Origin of the sequence: Mesorhizobium sp. M0678 (assembly GCF_040320505.1) — a bacterium.
In the GTDB taxonomy this organism is placed as follows: Bacteria; Pseudomonadota; Alphaproteobacteria; order Rhizobiales; family Rhizobiaceae; genus Mesorhizobium.
Map to the genome: position 1 here is coordinate 96608 of NZ_JAMYPT010000015.1, position 22157 is coordinate 118764.

Annotated in this window: 20 protein-coding genes and 1 pseudogene; 9 read left to right on the forward strand and 12 right to left on the reverse strand. The window is 60.3% G+C overall.

Annotation, left to right across the window (positions count from 1 at the left end; genetic code table 11):
* Positions 1 to 154 precede the first annotated feature (154 nt).
* Complete coding sequence (locus NKI29_RS33490) at positions 155 to 277, forward strand: hypothetical protein (RefSeq protein WP_502894702.1); 123 nt, start codon at positions 155 to 157, stop codon at positions 275 to 277.
* A 119-nt stretch (positions 278 to 396) separates the two neighbouring features.
* Here NKI29_RS33490 and NKI29_RS23870 read toward each other — a convergent pair whose 3' ends face one another.
* Positions 397 to 1365, reverse strand: coding sequence for an oxygenase MpaB family protein (locus tag NKI29_RS23870; RefSeq protein ID WP_352797384.1), 969 nt, complete (start codon positions 1363 to 1365; stop codon positions 397 to 399).
* A gap of 131 nt (positions 1366 to 1496) precedes the next feature.
* Here NKI29_RS23870 and NKI29_RS23875 point away from each other — a divergent pair.
* Positions 1497 to 1574, forward strand: a pseudogene (locus NKI29_RS23875) (short-chain dehydrogenase); the annotation flags it as partial.
* Positions 1575 to 1658: 84 nt separating this feature from the next.
* Here NKI29_RS23875 and NKI29_RS23880 read toward each other — a convergent pair.
* Together NKI29_RS23880 and NKI29_RS23885 are read right to left on the reverse strand one after the other, a co-directional pair.
* Positions 1659 to 3134: an ROK family protein gene (locus NKI29_RS23880; protein WP_352797386.1), complete on the reverse strand. Its 1476-nt coding sequence runs from the start codon at positions 3132 to 3134 to the stop codon at positions 1659 to 1661.
* A 36-nt stretch (positions 3135 to 3170) separates the two neighbouring features.
* On the reverse strand, positions 3171 to 4076 hold the full coding sequence (locus NKI29_RS23885) for a tagatose-bisphosphate aldolase (protein ID WP_352797388.1): 906 nt from the start codon (positions 4074 to 4076) through the stop codon (positions 3171 to 3173).
* Between the two features lie 282 nt (positions 4077 to 4358).
* Here NKI29_RS23885 and NKI29_RS23890 point away from each other — a divergent pair, with 282 nt between their 5' ends.
* The 4 genes from NKI29_RS23890 to NKI29_RS23905 all read left to right on the forward strand — a co-directional run bounded on the left by NKI29_RS23890 (position 4359) and on the right by NKI29_RS23905 (position 8662).
* Complete coding sequence (locus NKI29_RS23890; protein ID WP_352571726.1) at positions 4359 to 5264, forward strand: sugar-binding transcriptional regulator; 906 nt, start codon at positions 4359 to 4361, stop codon at positions 5262 to 5264.
* Positions 5265 to 5755: 491 nt separating this feature from the next.
* A complete protein-coding gene (locus NKI29_RS23895; protein ID WP_352571727.1) occupies positions 5756 to 6733 on the forward strand; it encodes an ABC transporter substrate-binding protein in 978 nt (325 codons plus the stop codon).
* 119 nt (positions 6734 to 6852) lie between these two features.
* Entirely contained in the window at positions 6853 to 7914 is a 1062-nt protein-coding gene (locus NKI29_RS23900) for an ABC transporter permease subunit (RefSeq protein ID WP_352457852.1), read from the forward strand.
* Positions 7907 to 8662, forward strand: a complete 756-nt coding sequence (locus tag NKI29_RS23905) for an ATP-binding cassette domain-containing protein (protein ID WP_352571728.1) — start codon at positions 7907 to 7909, stop codon at positions 8660 to 8662. The genes NKI29_RS23900 and NKI29_RS23905 overlap by 8 nt, the downstream gene beginning before the upstream one ends.
* An 84-nt stretch (positions 8663 to 8746) precedes the next feature.
* On the opposite strand, the gene NKI29_RS23910 is transcribed toward NKI29_RS23905, so the two are convergent.
* The 7 genes from NKI29_RS23910 to NKI29_RS23940 form a co-directional block, all read right to left on the reverse strand.
* Complete coding sequence (locus tag NKI29_RS23910) at positions 8747 to 8953, reverse strand: hypothetical protein (RefSeq protein WP_352457853.1); 207 nt, start codon at positions 8951 to 8953, stop codon at positions 8747 to 8749.
* A 446-nt stretch (positions 8954 to 9399) separates the two neighbouring features.
* Entirely contained in the window at positions 9400 to 10245 is an 846-nt protein-coding gene (locus tag NKI29_RS23915) for a carbohydrate ABC transporter permease (RefSeq protein ID WP_352457854.1), read from the reverse strand.
* A 6-nt stretch (positions 10246 to 10251) separates the two neighbouring features.
* Positions 10252 to 11190 (reverse strand): carbohydrate ABC transporter permease, encoded by a 939-nt coding sequence (locus NKI29_RS23920; protein WP_023680290.1) that lies wholly within the window; start codon positions 11188 to 11190, stop codon positions 10252 to 10254.
* A 98-nt stretch (positions 11191 to 11288) separates the two neighbouring features.
* Positions 11289 to 12542 carry an ABC transporter substrate-binding protein gene (locus NKI29_RS23925; protein WP_023680291.1) on the reverse strand — a complete coding sequence of 418 codons (1254 nt, stop codon included), beginning with the start codon at positions 12540 to 12542 and terminating at the stop codon, positions 11289 to 11291.
* A 626-nt stretch (positions 12543 to 13168) separates the two neighbouring features.
* Positions 13169 to 14314 (reverse strand): ABC transporter ATP-binding protein, encoded by a 1146-nt coding sequence (locus NKI29_RS23930; protein ID WP_352457855.1) that lies wholly within the window; start codon positions 14312 to 14314, stop codon positions 13169 to 13171.
* Positions 14315 to 14462: 148 nt separating this feature from the next.
* Positions 14463 to 15401 (reverse strand): PfkB family carbohydrate kinase, encoded by a 939-nt coding sequence (locus NKI29_RS23935; RefSeq protein ID WP_352797391.1) that lies wholly within the window; start codon positions 15399 to 15401, stop codon positions 14463 to 14465.
* Between the two features lie 3 nt (positions 15402 to 15404).
* On the reverse strand, positions 15405 to 16205 hold the full coding sequence (locus tag NKI29_RS23940; protein WP_352457857.1) for a beta/alpha barrel domain-containing protein: 801 nt from the start codon (positions 16203 to 16205) through the stop codon (positions 15405 to 15407).
* Between the two features lie 230 nt (positions 16206 to 16435).
* On the opposite strand from NKI29_RS23940, the gene NKI29_RS23945 reads away from it, so the two are divergent.
* Positions 16436 to 17197, forward strand: coding sequence for a DeoR/GlpR family DNA-binding transcription regulator (locus NKI29_RS23945; protein ID WP_023680295.1), 762 nt, complete (start codon positions 16436 to 16438; stop codon positions 17195 to 17197).
* A 509-nt stretch (positions 17198 to 17706) separates the two neighbouring features.
* Positions 17707 to 18708 carry a LacI family DNA-binding transcriptional regulator gene (locus tag NKI29_RS23950; protein ID WP_352637592.1) on the forward strand — a complete coding sequence of 334 codons (1002 nt, stop codon included), beginning with the start codon at positions 17707 to 17709 and terminating at the stop codon, positions 18706 to 18708.
* On the opposite strand, the gene NKI29_RS23955 is transcribed toward NKI29_RS23950, so the two are convergent.
* Both NKI29_RS23955 and NKI29_RS23960 read right to left on the reverse strand, forming a co-directional pair.
* Complete coding sequence (locus NKI29_RS23955) at positions 18689 to 19663, reverse strand: alpha/beta hydrolase (protein WP_352797393.1); 975 nt, start codon at positions 19661 to 19663, stop codon at positions 18689 to 18691. The two genes, NKI29_RS23950 and NKI29_RS23955, sit on opposite strands and share 20 nt — an antisense overlap.
* A gap of 16 nt (positions 19664 to 19679) precedes the next feature.
* Positions 19680 to 20828: a Gfo/Idh/MocA family protein gene (locus NKI29_RS23960; protein WP_352797395.1), complete on the reverse strand. Its 1149-nt coding sequence runs from the start codon at positions 20826 to 20828 to the stop codon at positions 19680 to 19682.
* Between the two features lie 495 nt (positions 20829 to 21323).
* Here NKI29_RS23960 and NKI29_RS23965 point away from each other — a divergent pair.
* A partial coding sequence (locus tag NKI29_RS23965; RefSeq protein ID WP_352797400.1) for a sugar phosphate isomerase/epimerase family protein occupies positions 21324 to 22157 on the forward strand: 834 nt, incomplete at its 3' end.

Below are 22157 nucleotides of genomic sequence, written 5' to 3' on the forward strand. Positions count from 1 at the left end.
CGCGCTTGCTCCCCAAGATGGTTTGTACACAGTTGTCAGTCGTCAAGATGAACAGACGAGCCTTCGGATAGTCGGTTCTATCGGCCATATTCTTGTCGCACCGGAGGGCCCCGCTCAGCTGCTGGAGGCGCTCTTTGACCCGCGGATCAGGATCGTGACTTTGACAGTCACCGAGAAGGGCTACACGGTCATCTCGGGCGGCGGCTCCGGCCACGAGCCGGCCCATGCCGGTTTTGACGGTACCACGGCTTCACTGTTGCCGGCAGCCGTCCGGTAGTTTGTTCGCATCTGCTTGGCGGGCCTCCGTCACGCCCCACCGTCCAGTGGGCTATCGAGTTCGTGCCTTCAAGACGCGTTAACTAGAAGCTGAACGTCTGCACGACGCGGGCCTGACATTTAGGTCAAGGAACACTGTCCGGTTCTGTGTAAGTTTTCGGATGCCGTTCGGCGATAGAGATAGCTCTCGGAAAGGCCGAGGCGGCGGCACGACTGGACGGCTGGTGATGAATGAAGCGCGGTGCTGTCGCAAATTGCAGCCGTCGTCTTCACAACAGCACGCTCCCACGGCTTCAAGGTCCAGCGGTCGCCGAGTTCCAACCGCTTGCGGACCCATTGGGGTAGGATCTCGACGGCCGCCTTCAGAAGCGGCCGCTGAAGGGGTCGAGCAACTCCCGGCAAGGCGGGAACTTCTTCCATGATCTGCAGGAACTCCGAGACGATCGGCGACGCGACGAGTCTTTGCCTCATCACGTCGAACAGCGCGTAAAGCTCGGCCTGAGACGTGGGCGCGCCGACGGCCCCATAGAGAAGTGCGACGGGGCGAGCCTCAGCAAACATCGCGTCCCGTTCGAAAAAATGCAGACGATGCACATAGATGTGATAGGCCTCCATGAAACCAAACGCGGCCGTCGCTTGCACCCAGTCCAGCAGCTCCGGGTCGGTGGCGTGGTATGGCTCGCCTTCGCTGGTTCGACCTGAAACGCGCCCATGCATCCTGACCACATCTTCAATCATGGCCTTAGCCTTGGATCGGGGGCCGTAGACCGTGACCAAGGCAGCGAGGCCCGTACGCTGCAATCGTCGGAGCGCGAGAGAGCGGAAGCTGCTGTGCTGCCAAATGGCGTCGCGAACCCGCGGCTCTGCCAATTCGAGCAGCACCGCCGTTACCCCGCCGATGAACACCGCAACAGGGTTCTTAAAAATGCGCCAGGACACCGAGTTGGGTGGTAACAGCGCCGGCTCGCCTTCCGGAGTCGAGAAGTCCATCTGAGATCCGAGCCGCTGGCGCATGAACGACTGGGCAAGAGTGTCCACACGACGCTCAAGCGGGCGAGGCAGAGAAATGATGCCCGAGTTGCGAAACATGGTACGCCTCGAACTACTGAGAATAGCAAGCGTTAGACCTGTGGCTGGCGGATGCAATATGCACGAACGTCTTTGGTCTTCCCGTCGTTCCAAATCATCCTCGCGCGAAGCCGATGAACCCTGCTTGATCTGCCCTGTTGCCGATGATGGAGCAAGGCTCGGGCGTGGTCATCCATGTCACCTCGATTCAGCGCGAGCTTCCGCTCCCGGCATCAAAATCAAGAGCACGAGTGAATCACGCCGCGGACAAGTCGCGCGCGGATCATCATTTCAGGCGCGCAAGCTTCGCCTGCCTATGTGTCAATCGTCGCCCGCAGCCATTGCGTGATGGCATCGAAAGCGATTGGTTTCGTCGTATCGACATCAAAGAGCGGTCCACGCCGCAGCGGCTCGGCGCGCTTGGCCAGCTCGATCAGCTCGGGGACATAGGCCGCCCCGGGGTGGCCAGCGGGACGCTGGTCGAGCCGTGCGCGATAGCGCTCGGCAAGAACCTCGCCGGGTGCATGACACCAGATTTCGGCGGTCCGCTCGACACCAGCCCTTCGCAGGTGATCCTCGAGCACCTGGCGCGGCTGGAAGCCGAACCAGGCATCGACGACAACTGTTGTGCCCGCGGGAGCTTCGCCGACGACCGACCAGATGGCTTCATAACTGGCGCGACCGAGCGAGCGGTTGAATTCACGATCGCCGCCGCCGAGCACTTCGAGGAACGGGTTCTTAATGGTATCGAGCGTAAGCAATGGCCACCCTAGGCGGTCGGCGATACCGCGCGAGACCGTGCTTTTGCCGCTGGCGGGGATGCCGTTGACGAGCACGGCGCGCTGGCCGGGCACGGCACGCCGGCCCGGGTTGAGTCCAGCGGATGGCGAGGTCACCGGCGAGGCCGTAACCGCCGCCTGCCCTGCCAGCGCTTGCAGACCGGCGCCGATGACGCCGGCGTCGTCGCCGAGTTGCGCCGGTTCAACAGGGCATTGGTACCAGGGAGCCAAGGCCGGAGCCTTGGCAAGCGCCTGATGGGCCGCCTGGCCAAGTCCGCCGCCGAGCAGCACCAGATCGGGGGCGAACATCGCCACCGCTGTATCGATTGCCGCACGCAACGGTCTGGCCCAGGCTTCCAGTATCCCGCGCACTGGCGTGTCGCCGCTCGCATCCCGGGCGAAAAGCTGATCGACCGAGATATCCGGACCGAGGCCTGCGCGTGAGATGTGACGGCCAAGTGCTGTACCGGAGCTGGTGGTTTCAACGCAGCCGCGCCGGCCGCAGACGCAGGCTTCGCCGTTGATATCGACGGCGATATGGCCGAGCTGCCCCGCCGTCCCCTTGCCGCGCACGATCCGCCGGTCCTGTACGACGGCGCCGCCAATGCCGGTGCCGATGGTGAACATCACGATGTTTTCGTGACCCATGGCGGCGCCTCGAGCCATCTCGGCGACCAGTGCCATGTTGCAATCGTTGTCGATCACGACGGGCTTGCCCGCCAGGCTTTCCAACCGTTGTGCCGGGGAGACCGAGGCGAGGTTGACATAGCCTCCGGACAAGACGGCGCGACGCCGCGCATCGACGCGTCCCGGGACGCCGATGCCGATGGCGGCAACCTCTGGAGAATCGAGCCGGCGCGCCATCTCGGCGATCCGGGAGAGCATGAGCGCCGGGTCCAGCGCGCTCTTTTCCGACATGCGGTCAAGGATTTCGCCTGTGCCGGAAATGCGGGCGGCGCGCAGATTGGTGCCGCCGATATCGATCCCGATGGCCATCGAACTATGAGGCATGACGTCCCGTGTGTGCCCGGTGTGAACGGCGAATGGCTAAGCGGCTTTCTGCCGGTAGTTTCCGATCACTGCCTGAAGCTCGTGCAATCTCGACACTGCGATGGTCTTAAGCCTTTCACGCTGAATATCGCGGTCCAGCGAGATGCAGTCCTTCCACAGCGACCGGCCGGCGATCACGCCTGACGCGCCGTTCTTCATCGCGATCTCGACCTGGCCCAGGAAGGTCGTGTGGTTGACGCCGGCGGAGAGGACCGCCCACGGCACCTCGCCAGCCATGCTGGTGATCCTGGCGCAGGCTTCCGGCGTTCCGGGATAAGGAAGCTTGAGGACCTTTGCCCCACATTCCAGCGATATCCGTGTGCCCTCTTCGACAAGCCAGGGGATCTTGGCCGCATAATCTTCAAGGCTTTCGCCTTCGAGTTGGTAGGTCAGGAATTCGACGACGAGCAGCAGGTCCTCTCCCCCGAAGTCGGCGATGCACTGGCGCAGAATGGCGACGTTATGCTCGTTCGCCTCCGGTCTGTCGGCCCTGAGATAGACCATGATCTTGCCGCCGGTGCCACCGAGTTCGCGGACGCGGCGTGCGTCGATGTCGGGGACGAGGCGCGACAGGCGGTAGCCGGCGGGCGAGACGTCGAAGCCCGAGGCGTCGAGGCCGATGAGCAGAGCCGTATCTCGGTTCAGCACCCCTTCATCGACAACCCGCGGCACCGCGCAGAGCGGGTCGAGCAGCACGCAGGATGCCTGGCTGGCGAGGTATCGCGTGATGTCCGCCTTGGTGTCGCCGAGCATGTCGTTGGTGATCTTGGCCTGTTCGGCAGGGTCCGACGCCAACAAGGTCCGCATGCCGCCGCGCTGGTCACAGGCGATGGCCATCATGGCCCCGTCCTTGCCGCATATCTGCTGATAGCCCCGCAACTCCGCCGTCGTCATCTTTGTCATGGTCTTTTGTCCGATGTTGGCGCCCATTCACCAGGGCGCAGATCCGTGGAACAAGAAATGTTCAGTTTTTGCCTGCCTGCCGGCAGGAAGGTTTGCCGCTTTGATGCGCTATCGAACCGGGAAATCTGGCTTGGCCGCAACGTTCGGTGGAAACGAACCCGAGTTGCGAGTCTGCCGGAATTGCGCGATAACTCCCATCGGTTGATGGGTCTGTAACACATTGCTGAAAGGAATTGCAAGCTGTCTGTCCCTCCCGTACAAGACGCGGCCGCATCGCGGACGATGCTGCATACGGTCGCCAAAATGCACTACGAGGCGGAGATGCCGCAGGTCGATATCGCGCGCCGGCTCGGTGTCTCCACCGCCACCATATCGCGTCTGCTGCAGCGGGCGAGGGCAGAGGGCATCGTGCGGATCGAGGTTCTCGACCTTGTGACGCCCGAGGACATCACCAGGCAGTTGATTGACGGGTTGGGGCTGCGCGACGCCGCGGTCGTCGAAACGCCAGCAGCCGGGGCGCTGACGGCGCTCGCCGCACCGCTCGGCGCCTTGCTCAAGCAAGCGGAACTGACGGCCGGCTCGGTGGTTGCCGTTGGCTGGGGGCGAGCCATCCGCGAGGTGATCCGGGCAGGCCTACCGCGCATTCCCGGGGTCCTTACCGTCGCTGCCACCGGCGGCATGCAGCAGCAGGCGGCGCATTTCCAGATCAACGAGTTTGTACGGCTGGCCGCCGAAGAGTTCGGCGGGACACCGCATTTCATTCATGCGCCCTATCTGCCGTCCACCGAATTGCGTGAGGTCTTCCTTGGCGATGCGGCCATCCGCGACAGCGTCGCGCTTTGGGACCGGACCGACGTTGCGATCGTCGGCATCGGCCTGCCCCATGCCATCAACCCGCCCGAGGCGAGCGCGGCCACATTGAGCGAACAGGCCCTGTTTCATGCGGCTGGAGACGTCATCCGCCATTACTTCGACGCCGAAGGCACCCTTATCCCGTGGGAAGGGGAGGGCCGGATGATCGCAATGTCGCCGGCCCAGCTTCGAGCCGTCCCCTTGGTCATCGGCGTTGCCGCCTCGCAGGAGAAGGCGACGGCCATCATCGGTGCCGTCCGCGCGAGACTCATCAATGCCCTGATAACGGACACGAAAACGGCGCAAGCCATCCTCGTGGCTCTCGTGCCTCGATAGAAGGCGGATGCGCGACATCCGGCGCGCCTGATCGATCCTGAACCGATCGACGCCACGCGGTCCGTGACCCTGGCGCTGCGAAATCGCCTGTTGTCTCGTCAGGGACTTGGGGGCAATAGTCTGCCGTGCGGGCCCTGCGGAGCAGACAGATGTTGTCCGGTTTGAAAAGCGTTCCGGCCAGGGAAGTACCCGGTTGCAACTTCTTTCAGCAAAGTGTTACAACCTTACAGCTAGGCGCGCATGCGCGCCGAGCGGCGCGGTTCTCTGGACCTTGCGGATGTGAGGAAATGGGACTGCGGGCATCAGGGCTGGTCGGTTTCGACTGGCTGATCTAATGACTGGGGCGCCTTGGGAGGACCTGCCCGTAACAGCAAGCAGGCGAAACCCGTTTCCCGGCCGTCAGCGCATTACGATTTGTAGCCTGACAGATTGACGGCCATTCCCGATATCAATCGCAACGGCAAATCTGCCAACATTATGAGGAGGATGTTATGAAGAAGATCGTTGCCGCCCTGGCGGCTCTCGCCATCTGCGCAACGGCGCTGATCACGCCCGCTTTGGCGCAGGACAAGAAGTTCACCGTTGCTCTCGTTCCGGGCCTTACCACCGACGGCTTCTACATCACCATGCGCAAAGGCGCCCAGGCGGCGGCCGATGCCCTTGGCGTGACCCTGGTGTTCCAGGGCGCTTCGGATTTCAATCCGGTAACGCAAGTTCCCGTGCTTGACGCGGTCATCGCTAAGAAGCCAGACGCGATCCTGATCGCGCCAACCGACAAGGTTCAATTGGTCGAGCCGCTCCGCAAGGCCAATGATGCCGGCATCCCGGTGATCACCGTCGACACTTTCATCGGCAGCGGCGTCTACCAGACCGGTGCCGGTGAGGCGGATTTCCCGCTGTCCTATATTGCTTCCGACAACATTCTGGGCGGCGAGATCGCCGCGCGGGCATTGGTCAAGGCCATTGGCGGCAAGGGCAAGGTCTATGTTTCGAACGTCAAGCCCGGCATTTCGACCACCGATCAGCGTGAAGAGGGCTTCAAGAAGGAAATGGGGAAGCATCCGGACATCACCGTGCTCGAGACGCAGTTCAATGACGACGACGCCAACAAGGCTGCCTCGCAGCTCCAAGCGACGTTCGCGCGCAACTCCGATCTCGTTGGTGTGTTCGGTGCAAATCTGTTCTCGGCGATCGGCGCGGCGAACGGCGTCAAGCAGGCAGGGCAAAGCGGCACCATCAAGGTCGTCGCGTTCGACGCACCGGTGAGCATCGTCGACAACATCAACACCGGCTTGGTGGACGTTGCGATTGCCCAACATCCGGCCGAGATCGGCTATTTTGGTGTCGTTTCGGCCTATGCCCACCTGACCGGCCAGTCGATCCCGGTTGCGATCGGCACCGGCTTTACGATCATGGACAAGTCAAACATCGCGGACCCGAATATCTCGAAGTACCTCTATTCCGAATGAGATACCTCTATTCCGAATGATGCCAACCAGCTTGGTCTCCTTCCGGCTTGCCGGGAGGAGACCTGCGCCGGGTCTCTGGGACCTGTTGACGGAGACCGCGCTGCGGATCGGATGTATCCATGACTTCAACATCACCAACCGAGCAGAGCGAAACCCATGTCGCCCCTCAGGCCGACCATGGTGATCCGGCCAGGACCTGGCTCGGACGCATCGCCGAAGGGCGCGCCTGGCTGTTTCTCGCCGGCCTGATCATCTGTTTCGAGGTTTGGTCGAGGGCCTCCTTCGGCGCGACCTTCGTGCTCAACCCGTTCAACGTGCAATCGATTGCGATATTTGCCGTGGCGCCGTTGCTGCTTGCGACCGGACAGACATTCGTCATCATTTCGGGAGGCATCGACCTCTCGCTGGGCTTCATCATGGGCCTTGCTGCTGTTGTCGCGGCCCATGCCACGAATCTGGCTGGCGCCGCCATGCCGGTGCCTCTGGCCATGATGGTCGGCATTCTGGCGGCCGTGATCGTCGCGGGAGTCCCTGGCATGATCAACGGCTTGCTAATCTCGCGCCTCAGAATTCCGCCCTTCATCGGCACGCTTGGCATGTTTGGCGTGGCGCGCGGCGCTGCTTTCCTGCTCGCCGGCGGCACGACGGTGCCGGTCCAGAATTCCTGGTTCGCGCTGCTCGGCAACGGCAGGTTCTACGGTGTGCCTTATCTCGTCGTCATTGCAGCCGTTTTCGTCGTCGCGATGCACTACATCTTGAGCCAGACCCGGTTCGGCCAGCACAACTACGCCATCGGCGCCAATGTGCAGGCGGCTCGTCGTGCCGGCATCGACATCAGAGGCCATATCCTGCGCCTCTATGTGCTTTCGGCGATGTGCGCAGGCCTCGGTGGTGCCCTCTATGCAGCGCGCTTCACCGCTGGCGCGGCCCAGGCCGGCGAGCCGTTGCTGCTCGACAGCGTCGCAGCCGTCGTGATCGGCGGCGCCAGCCTGTTCGGTGGATCGGGCACGATCTTCGGGACGGTCGCCGGTGCGCTGGTGATCGCGGTCATTCAGTACGGGCTGGTTTTCGTCAATGTCGAGCCCTTCTGGCAGTTCATCGCTGTCGGCGTCGTCATCATCATTTCCGTTCTCATCGACCAGGCGCAGCGCCGGTTCAGTGGAGCCCGTCAGGATGAATAGCCCAGGCCAGACCACTCCCCTCCTGGAAGTCCGGAACCTTTCCAAGCACTTCGGCGCCGTCCGGGCGCTCAACGATTTCTCCATGGTCGTGCGGCCGGGCGAAGTGGTGGCCCTGGCGGGCGACAACGGCGCCGGCAAGACGACGCTGATCAAGGCGATATCGGGCGTCTTTCAGCCGACGGGCGGTGAAATTCTGCTGAGGGGTCAGCCGGTGACATTTGCGACGCCGCATGAGGCGCGCGAAAAAGGCATCGAAACTATCTATCAGGATCTCGCTCTCGCCGACAATTTGTCCATCGGCGCCAATATCTTTCTCGGCCGTGAACCCATGCGCAAGGCCTTCGGCTTCTTGCCGGTGCTCGATCGCAAGGCCATGGCCGTCGCCGCCAAGAAGACCATGGGGCGGTTGGATTTCCATGTGAGCCGGCTCGATGCCCCGGTCAGCAATTTCTCCGGCGGTCAACGGCAGGCTGTTGCCATCGGCCGGGCCGTCTATTGGGACGCGCAGATCCTGATCATGGACGAACCGACCGCGGCCCTCGGTGTACCGGAGCAGCGCAAGGTCATTTCGCTCATCCACCAACTCAAGGCGCAAGGGCGAGGCGTGATCTTCATCTCGCACAATCTGCAGGATATCTTCGCCGTTTCCGACCGCATCGTCGTACTGCGGCGCGGCGTCCAGGCCGGCGAGCGCAAGATATCGGAAACCAACCATGACGAAGTCGTCAAGCTGATGGTTGGCGGATAGACCGCGAGCCGGAAAAGCCTAGACCCGCCAGCCGGGAGCCAATGCAATCTCCTCGTACTATCTACCCTCAATGAAAGGGCAGCATCAGCGCATAATCCCCGTAGTCTGTTTCATGCGATCAATGATCTCCGCCATCAGCGCCAAGTCGCGACGAGAGTCCGCGAGATCGGTCAGAGGTTTGGTGCCGTGCATGATGTGGCGATGGAAGGTTTCGAGCTCATTGGAGAAGGCATCGCCATAGAGCGGCCCGTATGTCCGCGTCACAGGACCGCCGACGCCGGCTTTCGTCACTTCCAGCCGCGCTGATCGATGCCTTGTCAGCGTTTCCGGATGTTTTATAACAATTTGACACCCGTCAAGATTTAAAATGGTGTGCCGCGGGTTTTGATGTGCTGCATTGCAGCAGACCGGTGTCGAGCTATCGCGGCATCAGATGGCGGAATCGACAAGGCAGGGGATGCCGAGGCCAGGCTAGAAGCCGGCTTGGTCAGCAGTCGGATTCAACTTCCGAGTGCGCCACTCAGGTCGACGGCAGCGGCGTCAGCGCCGGGCCATCGGGGCGAAACAGTTGGGAAACCGCGGGAGAGATGTCGAGCGCGATCAGTCGCCGCCTTCGGCCTGCACGACCCTCGACGTGCAGGATTTGGCATAGCGCTGGCGCTGTCAAAGACCGGACCTTCGGGGCCGGAATGGGTTGATGTGTTCAGCAGCGAACAGCGAACTGGCAGTCAGTTTGCTCAGCTCTTCACCGACCCGGCGGCCAGGCCCGCGAGGAAGTAACGTTGTGCAATCAGATACAGGATCAGAAGCGGGAGTGATCCCAGCACGCTCATCGCCATCATCTCGTTCCATTCGAACGCATGTTGGCCCATAAGCAACTCGATACCGATCGGAACGGTCCGCATGTCCGTCGACTTCGTCAAAGTAAGCGCAAAAAGGAACTCGTTCCACGCCAACAGAAACGTATAGACCGCGGTCGCGACGACGCCGGGGACTGAAAGAGGGATAATCACACGCCACAGCGCTGTCCAACTTGACCCCCCATCGACCAGCACTGCCTCATCGAGTTCCTTTGGCAGGGTATTGAGATAGCCGGTCATCAGAAGGATTGCGTAAGGCAGGGTGAATACCATGTAGGTTAGAATCAGCGCGAAATAGGTGTTGAAAATGCCGAAGGCGACGACCATGCCGAAATAGGGGATCAGAAGCGTGATCGGCGGTACGGTCTGTGTGCTGATGATGAAGACGTTAAGGGTATTCTTAAGCCGGAATGAATAGCGGCTGAAGCCATAGGCCGTCAGAATGGCGATCAGCAACGTCAGAAGGGTTACCACTCCCGCGACCAGGTAGCTGTTGAGAAAGAAGCGCACCTTGGTCGGATCATTGAAGATCGAAAGATAGGCTACGTTCGTGAAATGGTCGGGCAGCAGTCTCGGCGGCAGGGCAAAGATCTCGGTGTTCGATTTCAACGAAGTGAAAAACATCCACAGGATTGGAAAGCCTGCAAAGACCAGACCGGCCGCGAGCCCGAGATATGTCAGTACGGTCGGCAAAACGGTGCTTTTGAAGGAGCGCTTTGCCATTGCCGGTCACCTGGCCTTCTGGTGTTTGATGTAGAAGTAAGTCGCGCCCATCGAGATGATCAAGATGAAGATCGCGCTCGCCGAAGCCTGTGAAAATTCGTAACTCGAAAACGCAAGCTTATAGGTATACGTGCTCAGCACCTCGGTCGAATGGATCGGTCCACCGCCCGTCGTCATCCAGACCAGGGGGAAGACTTGCATCGTCCAGATAAAATCCAGCAGGGCGATGCTGATGATGATCGGCATCAGCTGCGGGATCGTAATGTACCGAAACTTTTGGAACTCATTGGCGCCATCGATGCCGGCGGCTTCGTAAAGGTCCTTGGGGATGCCCTGGAGACCGGCGAGCAAGCTGACCATATATAGGGGGTATCCCGCCCAGATGTTCGCAAACGTCAACGCATGGATCGCGGTTTTCGTCGAGGAGAACCACTCGACCTTGGAGTTGACGATATGGAGCGTCATCAGAATGCTGTTGACCACGCCATTGGGATCCAAAAGCAGCCGCCAGATGATTGCGATGATCACTGCCGTAAAGAGCCAGGGCAATATGTAGAGAACACGCAGGATGCTTCTAATCATCGGATGGACGCGTTGGGTGTTCAGCAACAGGGCGAAGGCCAGGCCGATTAGAAGGTGGAAAATGACGCTCATCACTGTGAAATAGAGGGTCTGCCCGACCGACTGCCAGAAGACTGGATCTGTGAAGATCGTCTCGTAGTTCTGCAACCCTATGAAAGCAGCGTCCTTTTTCATGATTGCGCCGTCCATCAGCGAATAGCGCAGGACCGTGATCATGGGAAACAGCATTAGTAGACAAAACAAAAACGTGGCGGGTGCCACATAAAACAGCGGAGTGAGCCGCTTTCTCGTCTTGTAAGAAAGCATGCCACGCTTGCGCATTTTCGTTCGCGCGACGATCAAACCTTCGTTGGCGAGGCTCATGAGGTACAATCCGCTGGGTCATCGACCGTATGGTCCGGTTCCGATGCAGCGGCAGCGCGATAGATCTTATCGCGCTGCCGAATTGTCTGAAGCAGCGCCTACTTGGCGAAGTCAACCAACCACTGCTTTTGCGTGTTGGCAGCGGCCTCCTTTGCGGTTTGCTGGCCGTCGAACATCTTTTGCACTTCGACGTTCATGTCGCGCATCAGGTCTTCGGCCACCGGCAAGCCCACGAATTCATTGGCCAAGTGACCGCTTTGGAAGATCTTGAAGGCTTCCTCGAACAGCGGGTCCGATTTCGAGAAGTCAGGCTTCGCTTGCACGTTGCCCGGAAAGGCATTTGCGAGCGATACCAGGCGGCCGTTCACTTCCGGGCTCATCAGATATTCAACAAGCTTCCAGGCTTCTGCCTTATGCTCGGTGCTGTTGCTAATGCCGATGCCCCAAGAGGCATAGGGCAGTCCGCGCTTACCCGTATAGCCGTCGACCGCAGGAAGCGCAGAGATACCGAACTTGAGATTGGGGTTACGCTGGCGGATAAGATTGATATGAGCCAGCGAGTCGATCATCATTCCGACACGGCCGTTGACGAACTCTTCGACCTTGTCCTGTTCCTTCTTGGCAAAGATGCCTGGCGATATGACGCCGGCGTCCTGTAGCGACTTGACGTATTCGAGTGTACCGACCACGGCCTCATTTTCCACGTCGGGCTTGCCGTCCTTGAGCATCGATGCTCCGGAAGCCCAGACCCAAGACATCACGTCGTTCTGGATGCCGCCGGGGTTTTGCAGCGATAGCGGCAGCACCCACCCGTACTCGTTCTTGTCCGCATTGGTCATCTTCTTCGCGGCAGCGGCGAATTCTGTGCGGTTGGCCGGCATCTTGTCGACACCAGCAGCCTTGGCCAGATCGAGGTTGACGAAGACCGGGTATACGAACGAGGCGAGCGGGAACATGACGCTTTGGCCGTTGACCTTGATGATGTCAGCGATCTGGCTCTGATCATATTTGGCGTCAGCCATCAGGCTGTCCATGGAAGCGATTGCGCCCTGCTTTGCAAGGCCATTGACCCATGCTCCGTCCAGGCCGACGACGTCGCTGAGCGTCCCCGACGCGGCGCCGACTACGATCTGATCATGGGTGGCGGAATAGGGACCGCTGACGAGCGTCACCTTGATACCAGGGTTTTTGGCTTCGAAGTCGTCCATGATGCTACGCAGAGCACCGGCGGGCATTTCCGGCTCCCACCATTGGATGAATTCGAGATTGGTCTCAGCAAAGGCGCAGGTAGCAGACAGTGCCCAGACAGCCACAGCGGACGTGGCCGCAGCAATATATCTTCTGACGTTCATGTTTTCCTCCTAGGAGCGACGTTTGGCTCGATCCTCCCGATCGCGATCAAACTAGGTTCTTTTCCGGGTCTTTGTGTCAATCAAGAACTGCAATCGTGAAAAATGGGTAGGATGCCGGGACGTTATGACTGAATGTAAGCCATTGATTGGTATATGGTTTTCTTAAGTTCTCTGGCGGTAGTTTTTCCCTTGTGCACATTGCTTGTGCCGCTTTCTTTCTCTATTTTCGTAAACAAATGAAAGCCACTCCCCTAAAAAGAAAACAAATGAAAGTCGTATATTCGAAGAGAAAAAACGCCATTCGGTGGGGTCGCGCGCTCGCGTAGACGTCGCAATTCAGAGGCGTTCAGGCGATCGTTTTGGTTGTCGATGACAGGGTGCCGCCGGGCACAAGACGATCTCCACCTCCGGTGGAAAAATCGGCTGTCGCGCGCTGAACCGATGTCGAGCAAAGTCTCACCAATTGCCAACGAAGACGGCCCGAGCTGTGATGGGCGAGCGAGAACTGGTCGGATTGCCCAGGAGAGCGAAGCCAGCGTCTACCGTCACCTACGCAAATGGACCAGAAGACGGAAGCGACATTTGCGCCTCCGTCCCTTTAGCCGGGTCAACCATCGCGGACCACGCTAGATTGTGAGGTGCGTCTGGGGATCGAAGAAGTGCAACTTGGCCGCATCGATCGCCAGATCAATCAACGCGCCCGGCCGGACCGCGCTGACGGCTTCAAACCTCGCTACGACATTTGCTGCGCCGCTTAGATCTTCAACAGCATCTGGGTCGCCAGAATCGATTCGAACCGCGTCGACCTTCAAATGAACGATAAGCTCGGATCCCAATTCCTCTGTCGTCTTCACGATGGCCGGTAGAGTGGCATGTCGCGATCCCGATTCCAGACTGCTGTCGTAAAGATCCTCGGGGCGTATGCCGAAAATGAGCGTCTTGCCTTCGAAGGCGCTCAGACCAGGAGAGCGCTCAAACGCACTCGTCGGCACCGGTATCGAAAAGGTCGGCAGGTTGATCCTGCCATTGTGCAAACGGCCTTCGAACAGGTTCATCGACGGCGAGCCGATGAAACCCGCGACGAAGGCATTGACTGGTCGATTATACAGCGTCTTTGGCGTGTCGACCTGCTGAAGGACACCGCCTTTCAAGACCGCAACCCGGTCGCCCATGGTCAAGGCTTCGGTCTGATCGTGTGTTACATAAATCGTGGTCACCCCCAGCTGTCTTTGCAGGCTGACAATTTCCGCGCGCATTTGCACGCGCAGCTTGGCATCGAGGTTTGACAAGGGTTCATCCATGAGAAAGGCTGCCGGTTCGCGCACCATCGCGCGCCCCATGGCGACCCTCTGGCGTTGTCCGCCAGACAGCGCGGCCGGCTTACTGTCGAGCAGCGTGTGCAGCTGCAGGGTCTTTGCTATTTCATGGACGCGCTTCGTCCGCTCGGCCTTGCTCTTCCCCGCAAGCTTCATCGAAAAGCCTATGTTGTCGAACACTGTCATATGCGGATAAAGGGCATAGTTCTGAAAGACCATCGCAATATCCCGGTCCTTCGGCGCTAGGTCCTCAACATTCTCTCCACCAATGGTCAGGGTTCCGCTGCTGATCTCCTCCAGCCCCGCGATCATGCGCAAGGCTGTCGATTTTCCGCATCCCGAAGGGCCAACGAGAATGAGGAACTCGCCGTCGTTTATCGTCAGGCTAAGATCCTTGATGGCTTGGAATTTCGTCCCGTAGGTCTTGCAAATTTTGTCCAACACAACAACAGCCACGTCACATCCTCCCTATTGTCAGCGCTACCTAAACATCGAATAGCCTCCGCGCGGCGCGACTGCAGATCGAACCGGCATTGCTATCTGCGCGGTTAACCGCGCGCCTCGGACGTCCCACCAGCAGCGGCAATATCCGAGTGATGAATTCTCAGTCTGGCGACGTAATCGGTATGGGCACAGGTGCATTTTCTTTCGCCATCCACGCGACACAGGCGTTGTGATCCGGCAGAGCCATGCGGCCACCCCGGCCCGTCACTGAGATCGCGGCCGCGGCAGTTGCATAAACAGCGCAGGCGACAGGCTGCTTTCCCTGCGTAAGGGCGAAGGCATAGGCGCCATGAAAACAATCCCCCGCGCCGGTCGTGTCCACTGCCCTGACCTTGTAGGCCGGAACGTGCCACAAAACGACATCGTCCTTTTGCCGGATATAGGCTCCTCGATCGCCTTCGGTTAACACGACCGCGGAGCGGTCATCTGACCACAGCTTGCGCAGGATCGCTGTCGCCTTGGCCTCGCCAGTATAGGTTTGGGCAAATTTCAGAGGCAATACCAGGTGATTTGACAGGCGGATCAATCGTTCGGTCGCAGGTCCGACAGTCCACTCAATATCGGCCACCACCGCCAGACCCAGCTTACGGGCACGAGCAACAATCATGTCAGCGTGCGTGGCGTAACGGTCGATCAGCAGCACCTGGGCTTGCGCAAGGACGCTATCGGCCAGCGCATCGGAGGTCCCGTGCGGCACATCATCATCATAGGCGATGAACCTGTCACCATCGGGCGCGACCGTAATAACCGACCGGATCGGCTTGGCATCGGCACGACGTGGCGCGAAAGATATGTCGACGCCGTGTCGTTCAAGCTCGTGGGCGCCGACATCCGTAAGTGGCTGATCACTCAGCCAGCCGATGAAACCGGCACGCCCCCCCAGCTTGGCGACAGCAACGAGTGCCGTCGCCACATTGCCGCCGTGGTCCTTCGTGCGATTTGTCACCTTCCCTTTGCCAGCACCCAGCGGGCTGTCGACATAGATGATGTCGTCAATCGCCAAGGCTCCGAAGCCCAAAACCTGCAGATTGCCGGTCACAGCTCACGTGCCCGCAGCCGCCAAAGCGTCTTGCGGTGCCATCCCATCGTGAATGACGCACTTGAATGCACGCGCTGCCATCGTGGTGTCACCGTGCCCCCACAGATTGCGCCCCACGACGGCACCCTTCGCACCGGCGCGCAGGGCTTCAGATGTCTGGGTGAGAGCGCCCAGAAGATCCTCGGTCTTCGGACCGCCGGCGATAACGATGGGAACCGGGCAAGTTGCCACGGTTTCCTTGAATGAGTCGAAGTCCCCGGTGTATCCGACCTTGATCACGTCAACACCGGTCTCAAAACCAATCCGCACTGCGTAGGCGATTTCGTCGGGGGTGAAGACGATCTTGCAGCCGTTTGAATAGTCGCGGGGATAAACATGTGCAACGACCGGCATTTCGAAACGAGCAGCCGCGTTGACCGTATCGGTAAGCCAACGAATGTAGTGACCCTCGGTATCGCCCCGCACCGGAATGGCGACCGCCAGCGCATCGGCACCATAGCGCACTGCATCTTCGGGCGTCGCGATCAACTGACTGATCCGATCGTCGGGCGTAAAGCATCCCGCCTGAATGACCAGCGCTGCCTTGCCGGCGTAAGCCGGCCACAAATGACGCGCCGCACCAGGTTGAATGCTGATGTAATCTGGCTCTCCGGCCATCACCCGCTTGAGCGCGCCGGGCAGATCCGCAAGGCCTCCCTCGCGGACGTTGCCGTACCCTACGAAATGGTCGACGGCACCACCGAACAGGTTCCCAGATCGATGCGAGAACAGCCGCGACAAGCGAATTTTAGTTCCAAGGCCCATATCAGTGCAGTCCCTTCGCAATTGTTGATCTGACGTTGAGGACCCTAACTCGAAAGCAAAACAATATTCAATATTTCGATTTCTTTCGTTTCGATATAGGTTGCAACTGCAACGGCTAGCGTTCGCTGCGGTGAGGCGGTATCCCTCGAATTCTCAAACGCAGGCCGGTTTCCTATTCGATTTTCGAAAGGTTGGCGTGCAGTTATCCAAACAGCAATTCGGGGTTACACATGCTTGCGGAACAACGGCGACATCAGATCATGCTCGCGCTTCAGCGGACCGGCCAGGCGCGTACCAGCCAACTGGCGGAAAACTTCGGCGTCTCCGAGGTGACCATCAGGTCCGACCTGGAAATTCTGGATGCAAAAAAGCAGTTGATCAAAACGCATGGCGGTGCGATCGCCTTGCCCGCTGATTCGCCAGCGGCGGCCTTCGAAGAGCGGATGTCTCGCAATTTCGATGCCAAACGGCGTATCGCGCAGATGGCGGCGCGCCAGATCATAGACAACCAGTCCGTGGTGTTCGACAGCGGCTCGACGTTGCTGCAGGTCGCAATGCAGATGCCCCCGGTCAACAATGTGGTAGTAGCCACAACCGCGATGAACATTGCACAGCATCTGATGTATCGCCCTGGGCTGGACGTGCATATGATAGGCGGTCGGGTCTATCCCTCGACGGTCAGCACGATCGTGTCGGATTTTGATAGGGCTGTGGGCGGCCTTGTGGCCCACCAAGCGTTCCTCAGCGCGCATGCGATCGATCAGTCATTCGATGTCGTCGATGTCTCAGAAGACATTGCGCGCACAAAACGCAATCTGGTTCGTATGGCCAGGCGCGTGATCCTTGTGGCGGATTCAAGCAAATGGGATATTGGCGCCTCATCTAAGGCATTTTCGTTGTCACGTGTCGATCTGATCATCACCGACACCGCTATGCCCTATGGGATTCGCAGTCGATTGGACAAGCTGGGAGTCGAAGTGCGCTATGTGTAGGTGCCTTCCGGATTGTGGTGCCCAGAATTGGCAGCGTGTCCCATTGGCAACCGACGTTTCGGAGTACGAAGACAAATTTAGCACATTAAGGATCTTCATATCGCGCTAGACTGGAAAGCGCGCTGTTGCTGCCCTCAGCATCTCGGTGCCGACGCTGCGTCAATCGCCGAAGCTCGATCTCGCCGGCTGAGACCAGCTTCTTCACCTCGCGGAACCTCCCGGCGTTTCTCCCCAGGGCCCGACTCGAACGACCCCTCTCAGTCGCGTGCAATTCTGCCTGGCGGCAACCGATATTCGGAGTCAATATGGCTTGTGCTTTTCGCGTCAACTAATAAATTTACGCGTGAAAAAATTCAGCGATACGCGTTGAAACTGCTGAAGCTCTCTGTAAAATTTTGCCTTGCCGTTGCACGGCAGCGTATGCGGGTACCCTGGGGCAGCGCTAGGGCAACCCAGTGATTGGATGTCCAGAACGCGAGGCGTTTGAATTGCCGACGACGCACAAGACGATGGATGATTTTGCCCGCTCTTGCGGCGTCTCCAGGCCGACGCTGTCGAAATATTTCGACGATCCGACCAGCGTCAAGCCAGCGACACGGCAGCGTATCGAAGAGGCGCTGCGCTCGTCCGACTACCAGCCCAATCTGTTTGCACGCAACCTGAACCGCAAGCGGACCCGCAGCATCGGCATCATGGTGCCGACAGTGGCCGACCCCTTTTATTCGGAGATGGTCAGCCGCATCGAACTAAGGCTGCGCGACGAAGGCTACTGGCCGATCGTGATCTCCTCGCACGGCTCGCGCGAGCTCGAAGTGGAGGCAACGCGAACCATCCTGTCGCTGAAGGTCTCCGGTGCACTCATCGCGCCGCTCGGCCTGCGCTCGGACCACCGCACGCTGGAGAAGCTGACGCAGGCCATACCGGTGGTCTATTTCGACACCTATCTCGAAGGCGGAACGCCGTTCGTCGGCAACAACAATGCCCAGAGCGTCTCGACCATCGTCGAGTATCTGTGCCGGTCCGGCGACGCCCCGGTCTATTTCGATATCCCGCACGTCAACCACAACTCGCCAGAACGACTGAAAAGCTATATCGCTTCTATGAAGCGGCTCGGGCATGAGCCTGTCGTCATCGGCAACACCGACGAGTACACATGGGATTTCGAACGGATCGGCTACGAGCAAATGGAAAAAATGCTCGGCAATGGCGGCCTGTCGGGCAAGACCATTCTGTGCAACAACGACCGTCTCGCCTTCGGCGTGATGGCGGCCGCCTACGCGCAAGGCCTCAAGGTCGGTCGCAAGGCCGACTGCGACCTGCGTGTCGCAGCTCATGACGATCACCCGCTGAGCCGCTACACATGTCCAGGCCTCACCACCATGGCGCAGGACTTCGCCGCCATGGCGGGATATAGCGTCGAGACGCTGCTGGCCCTGCTGAACGAGGATGGAGCTGAGGTTGCCGCTAAGGTCAATCTCGACGCGACGCTGGTTATGCGTCAATCGGCCTGAGCTTTCCATCGAAGCCGCGCCACGCGGCAACCGCCGCGCCGACGGCTTGCCGCGAGGCCGGACCATGGCGGCCCATCGAGACAAAGCCGTGGATCTGGCCAGGCCAGCGCCTCAGCACGACAGGCACGCCGTCATCTTGCAGACGCTTTGCGTAAGCCTCACCCTCGTCAACGAGAATGTCATGACCGGCGATCGCGACAAAGGCTGGTGCTGCGCCGGCAAGGCTGGCGACCTTCAGCGGCGACACGCGCCAGTCGTCGATATCCCCGGCATGGTTGACATAGTGGTCGCGGAACCAGGCCATCGTTGCCGCGGTGAGACCATAGCCCTCAGCAAAACGGCGATAGCTGTCCGCTGTCTGCGAGGCATCCGTGTTCGGATAGAACAGCAATTGCACGGTCGGCGGATTCTTGCTCCTACGCACCATCAGGCACAGCACCGCAGCGAGATTGCCACCGGCGCTGTTGCCGGCGACAGCGATCCGCTCCGCGTCGATGCCGAGATCGTCGGCCGCACTTTGCATGAAGGCAAACGCTGCGCGGCAATCCTCGATGGCGGCCGGGAATTTATGTTCCGGCGCCAGCCGATAGTCGGGACAGACGACCACACAGGCCGCCATGTTGGCAAACCAGCGACAGATCTCGTCATGGGAATCGAGATTGCCGATTACCCAGCCGCCGCCATGCAGATAAAGCAGCGCTGGGGCACTGGCCAAGGCCGCCCGTCGCCCGTGATAGATCCTGAGCGTCAACGGGCCGCTAGGCCCGTCGATGAAGCGTTCGTTCAGTGAGGCGACCGGCTCGCGTTCACCCTGCAGTGTGGGAAAGCTCTCCTCATAGGCGCGCCGCGCCTCTTCAGGCGTGCCGGCCTCGAACGGCCGCGCGGGAGCCTGTCGGCCGAGGTCGAGCACATGCCGGGCTTCCGGATCGAGAAGTGATGAAAGCAACGTAGCCATCGACTGATCCTACGCCTCAGGCAAGCAGGCTCGTCGCCTCGTCCTCGCCAAGAAGCGGCGGCTGGTCGACCGCCCGGTTGACGGCGACGGACTCGCGGCTTTCTCCCGAAGCGAGGATCGCCTCCATGATCTCCAGCACATGCAAAGCGAGATCGCCGGAGGCGCGGGGTTTTCTGCCCGTCGTCAGCGCATGCGACAAATCGGCGACGCCAAGCATGCGGTAGTTGGCGCGGTCGGGCGCGGCGTAAGGCCAGTTGCGCCCCCCGTAGAGCTCGCTCTCGCTATGGAAGTCGGCCCAGTCGGCGCCGCGTTCCGAAAGCGATACGGTGCCGCCGAACGTGTCAGGATCGGGCAGGCGCAGTGAGCCTTCCGTGCCGTGCAGTTCGATAGGGTGATTGGAGTGTCTGAAGACATCCCAGGAGGCTCCGAAGGTGACGGTGGCGCCCGATCGGAACTCCAGCAGCGATAGGATGTTGGTCGGCGTGCCGACCTTGAAACTGGTGTTCCTGTAGGGACCTTCGGCAGTGATAAGGCGCACCTCCTGTCCTTGAGTCGCCATCGCCATCACGCGTGCCACCGGCCCAAGCAGGTTGACCAGCATGGTCAGGTAATAGGGGCCCATGTCGAAGATTGGGCCGGCGCCCGGCTGATAGTAAAATTGCGGATTGGGATGCCAGTGCTCCATTCCGCGCCCCATCATGAAGGCGGTGCCGGTGACCGCGCGGCCGATCGCGCCCTCGTCCATCAGGCGGCGCGCCCGCCGTCCGGCTGCGCCGAGAAAAGTGTCGGGGGCCGAGCCTAGGAGCAGATTGCGCTTCGCCGCCTCGGCGACAAGCCGGCCGCCGTCGCTAGCCGAGGTTGCCAGCGGCTTTTCGGTGAAAACATGCTTGCCCGCCGAAAGCGCCGAAAACGAGATGTCGAAATGCGCCGCCGGGACGGTCAGGTTGAGGACAAGGTCGATGTCCGGATCGGCTAGAAGCGTGTCGACGCTGACCGTCCGGATGCCGTATTCGCTGCCGCGCAGCGCCGCCAGTTCGGTGGAAATGTCGGCGCATGCACGCAACTCGACGCCGCCGAAGAGCGCCGCGTTGCGCAGATAAGTCATCGAGATGTTGCCGCATCCGACAACGCCGATACCGAGCTTAATCTGTGATTTTGCTTGCATTTTCGAGTCTGCCTCCCAACGCGATGACACTTCGGCGGGCCTGCTGAGTCGGTGGCGAGCCGCAATCACAGCCCGCTATACAGCACTTTAAATATTGACGCGCGTAAAATTTTTGCAGAACATGCGAAAATGCCGGCGCAACATTGGGGGCCGCAGCCTTCAGGGGAGGAAATGACTGACATGAAAAACGGCCGACCGCCGCTACGAAGCCTGTGGGTCACGTCACCATCGCCGATCGCCGGCAATTTCTCATCGGCGCCGGCATGCTGGGCGCCGCAGCGCTCGACACGGGTCTCGGCATTCGACCGGCGCGGGCGCAATCACGTTCCGAAATCAGCTTGCCAGCGCCGCCTTCTTCGGCAAGGAAACCTTTGGCGACCTAATCAAGGCCTTCAACGAACGGCAGGACCGCAAGGCTAACGCGGGGCGGCATCAAGGAATGAAAGGACGATCGTGAAAGACCTGAAAGTCGGTTGCCAGACCTTTACCTGGGAAATGCTCGGAGAGCGCTTTGCCGGCGGCCCGGACGATCTCTTGAAGGCGATCGCCGATGGCGGCTATGCCGGCATCGAGATCACCGACACGATGATCGGCCGATATGCCGACAAGCCGGCGGAGTTCGCGACCGCGCTCAAGGCGTCAGGGCTGACGCTCGTCTCCTTCGCCTTCGGTTCCAAGAGCGGCTTCACGCTCAAGGAGAAGATCGGCAACGACCTCGAGACCGCGAAGCGATGGATCGACTTCGCTGCTGCCTTTCCGGACACGCTGGTGTCGATGGGCTCGGCGACAGTCGTCTCCGACGGCCCGCGCGACGACAAATTCGCCATCGCCGCGGAGGTCTACAACAAGGCGGGGGAGCTAGGGCGCAAGGCGGGCGTCCAGGTCGCGGTGCATCCGAGTTCGCACCACAACACGCTGCTCTTCGATCGCGCCGACTACGACCGGATCTTTGGGCTGGTCGATCCGTCGCTCGTCGGCTGGGTGCCGGATACCGGCCACATCTTGCGTGGCCATCGGAACATGGCCGATACGCTCACCACCTATCGCGACCGCATCTGCTACGTGCACCTGAAGGATGTCGATGCCAGCGGCACATGGGCGATGCTCGGCAAGGGCGTCTGCGATACCGCGGCGGTGATCGACATCGCCAGTGCAGCGCCACGCTTCAATGGCTGGCTGGTGCTGGAAGAGGAATCCGAGACCGGGGCCGCCCCGACCGCGGGCGCGGGGAAGAGCCCACCCCCCACCGGGGGGCGCGCCGCGGCGCGGGGAACGCAACCAGAACCGCACCCAAAACCCGACCCGCAAGGGAGGGGGGCTGGGCCGGGG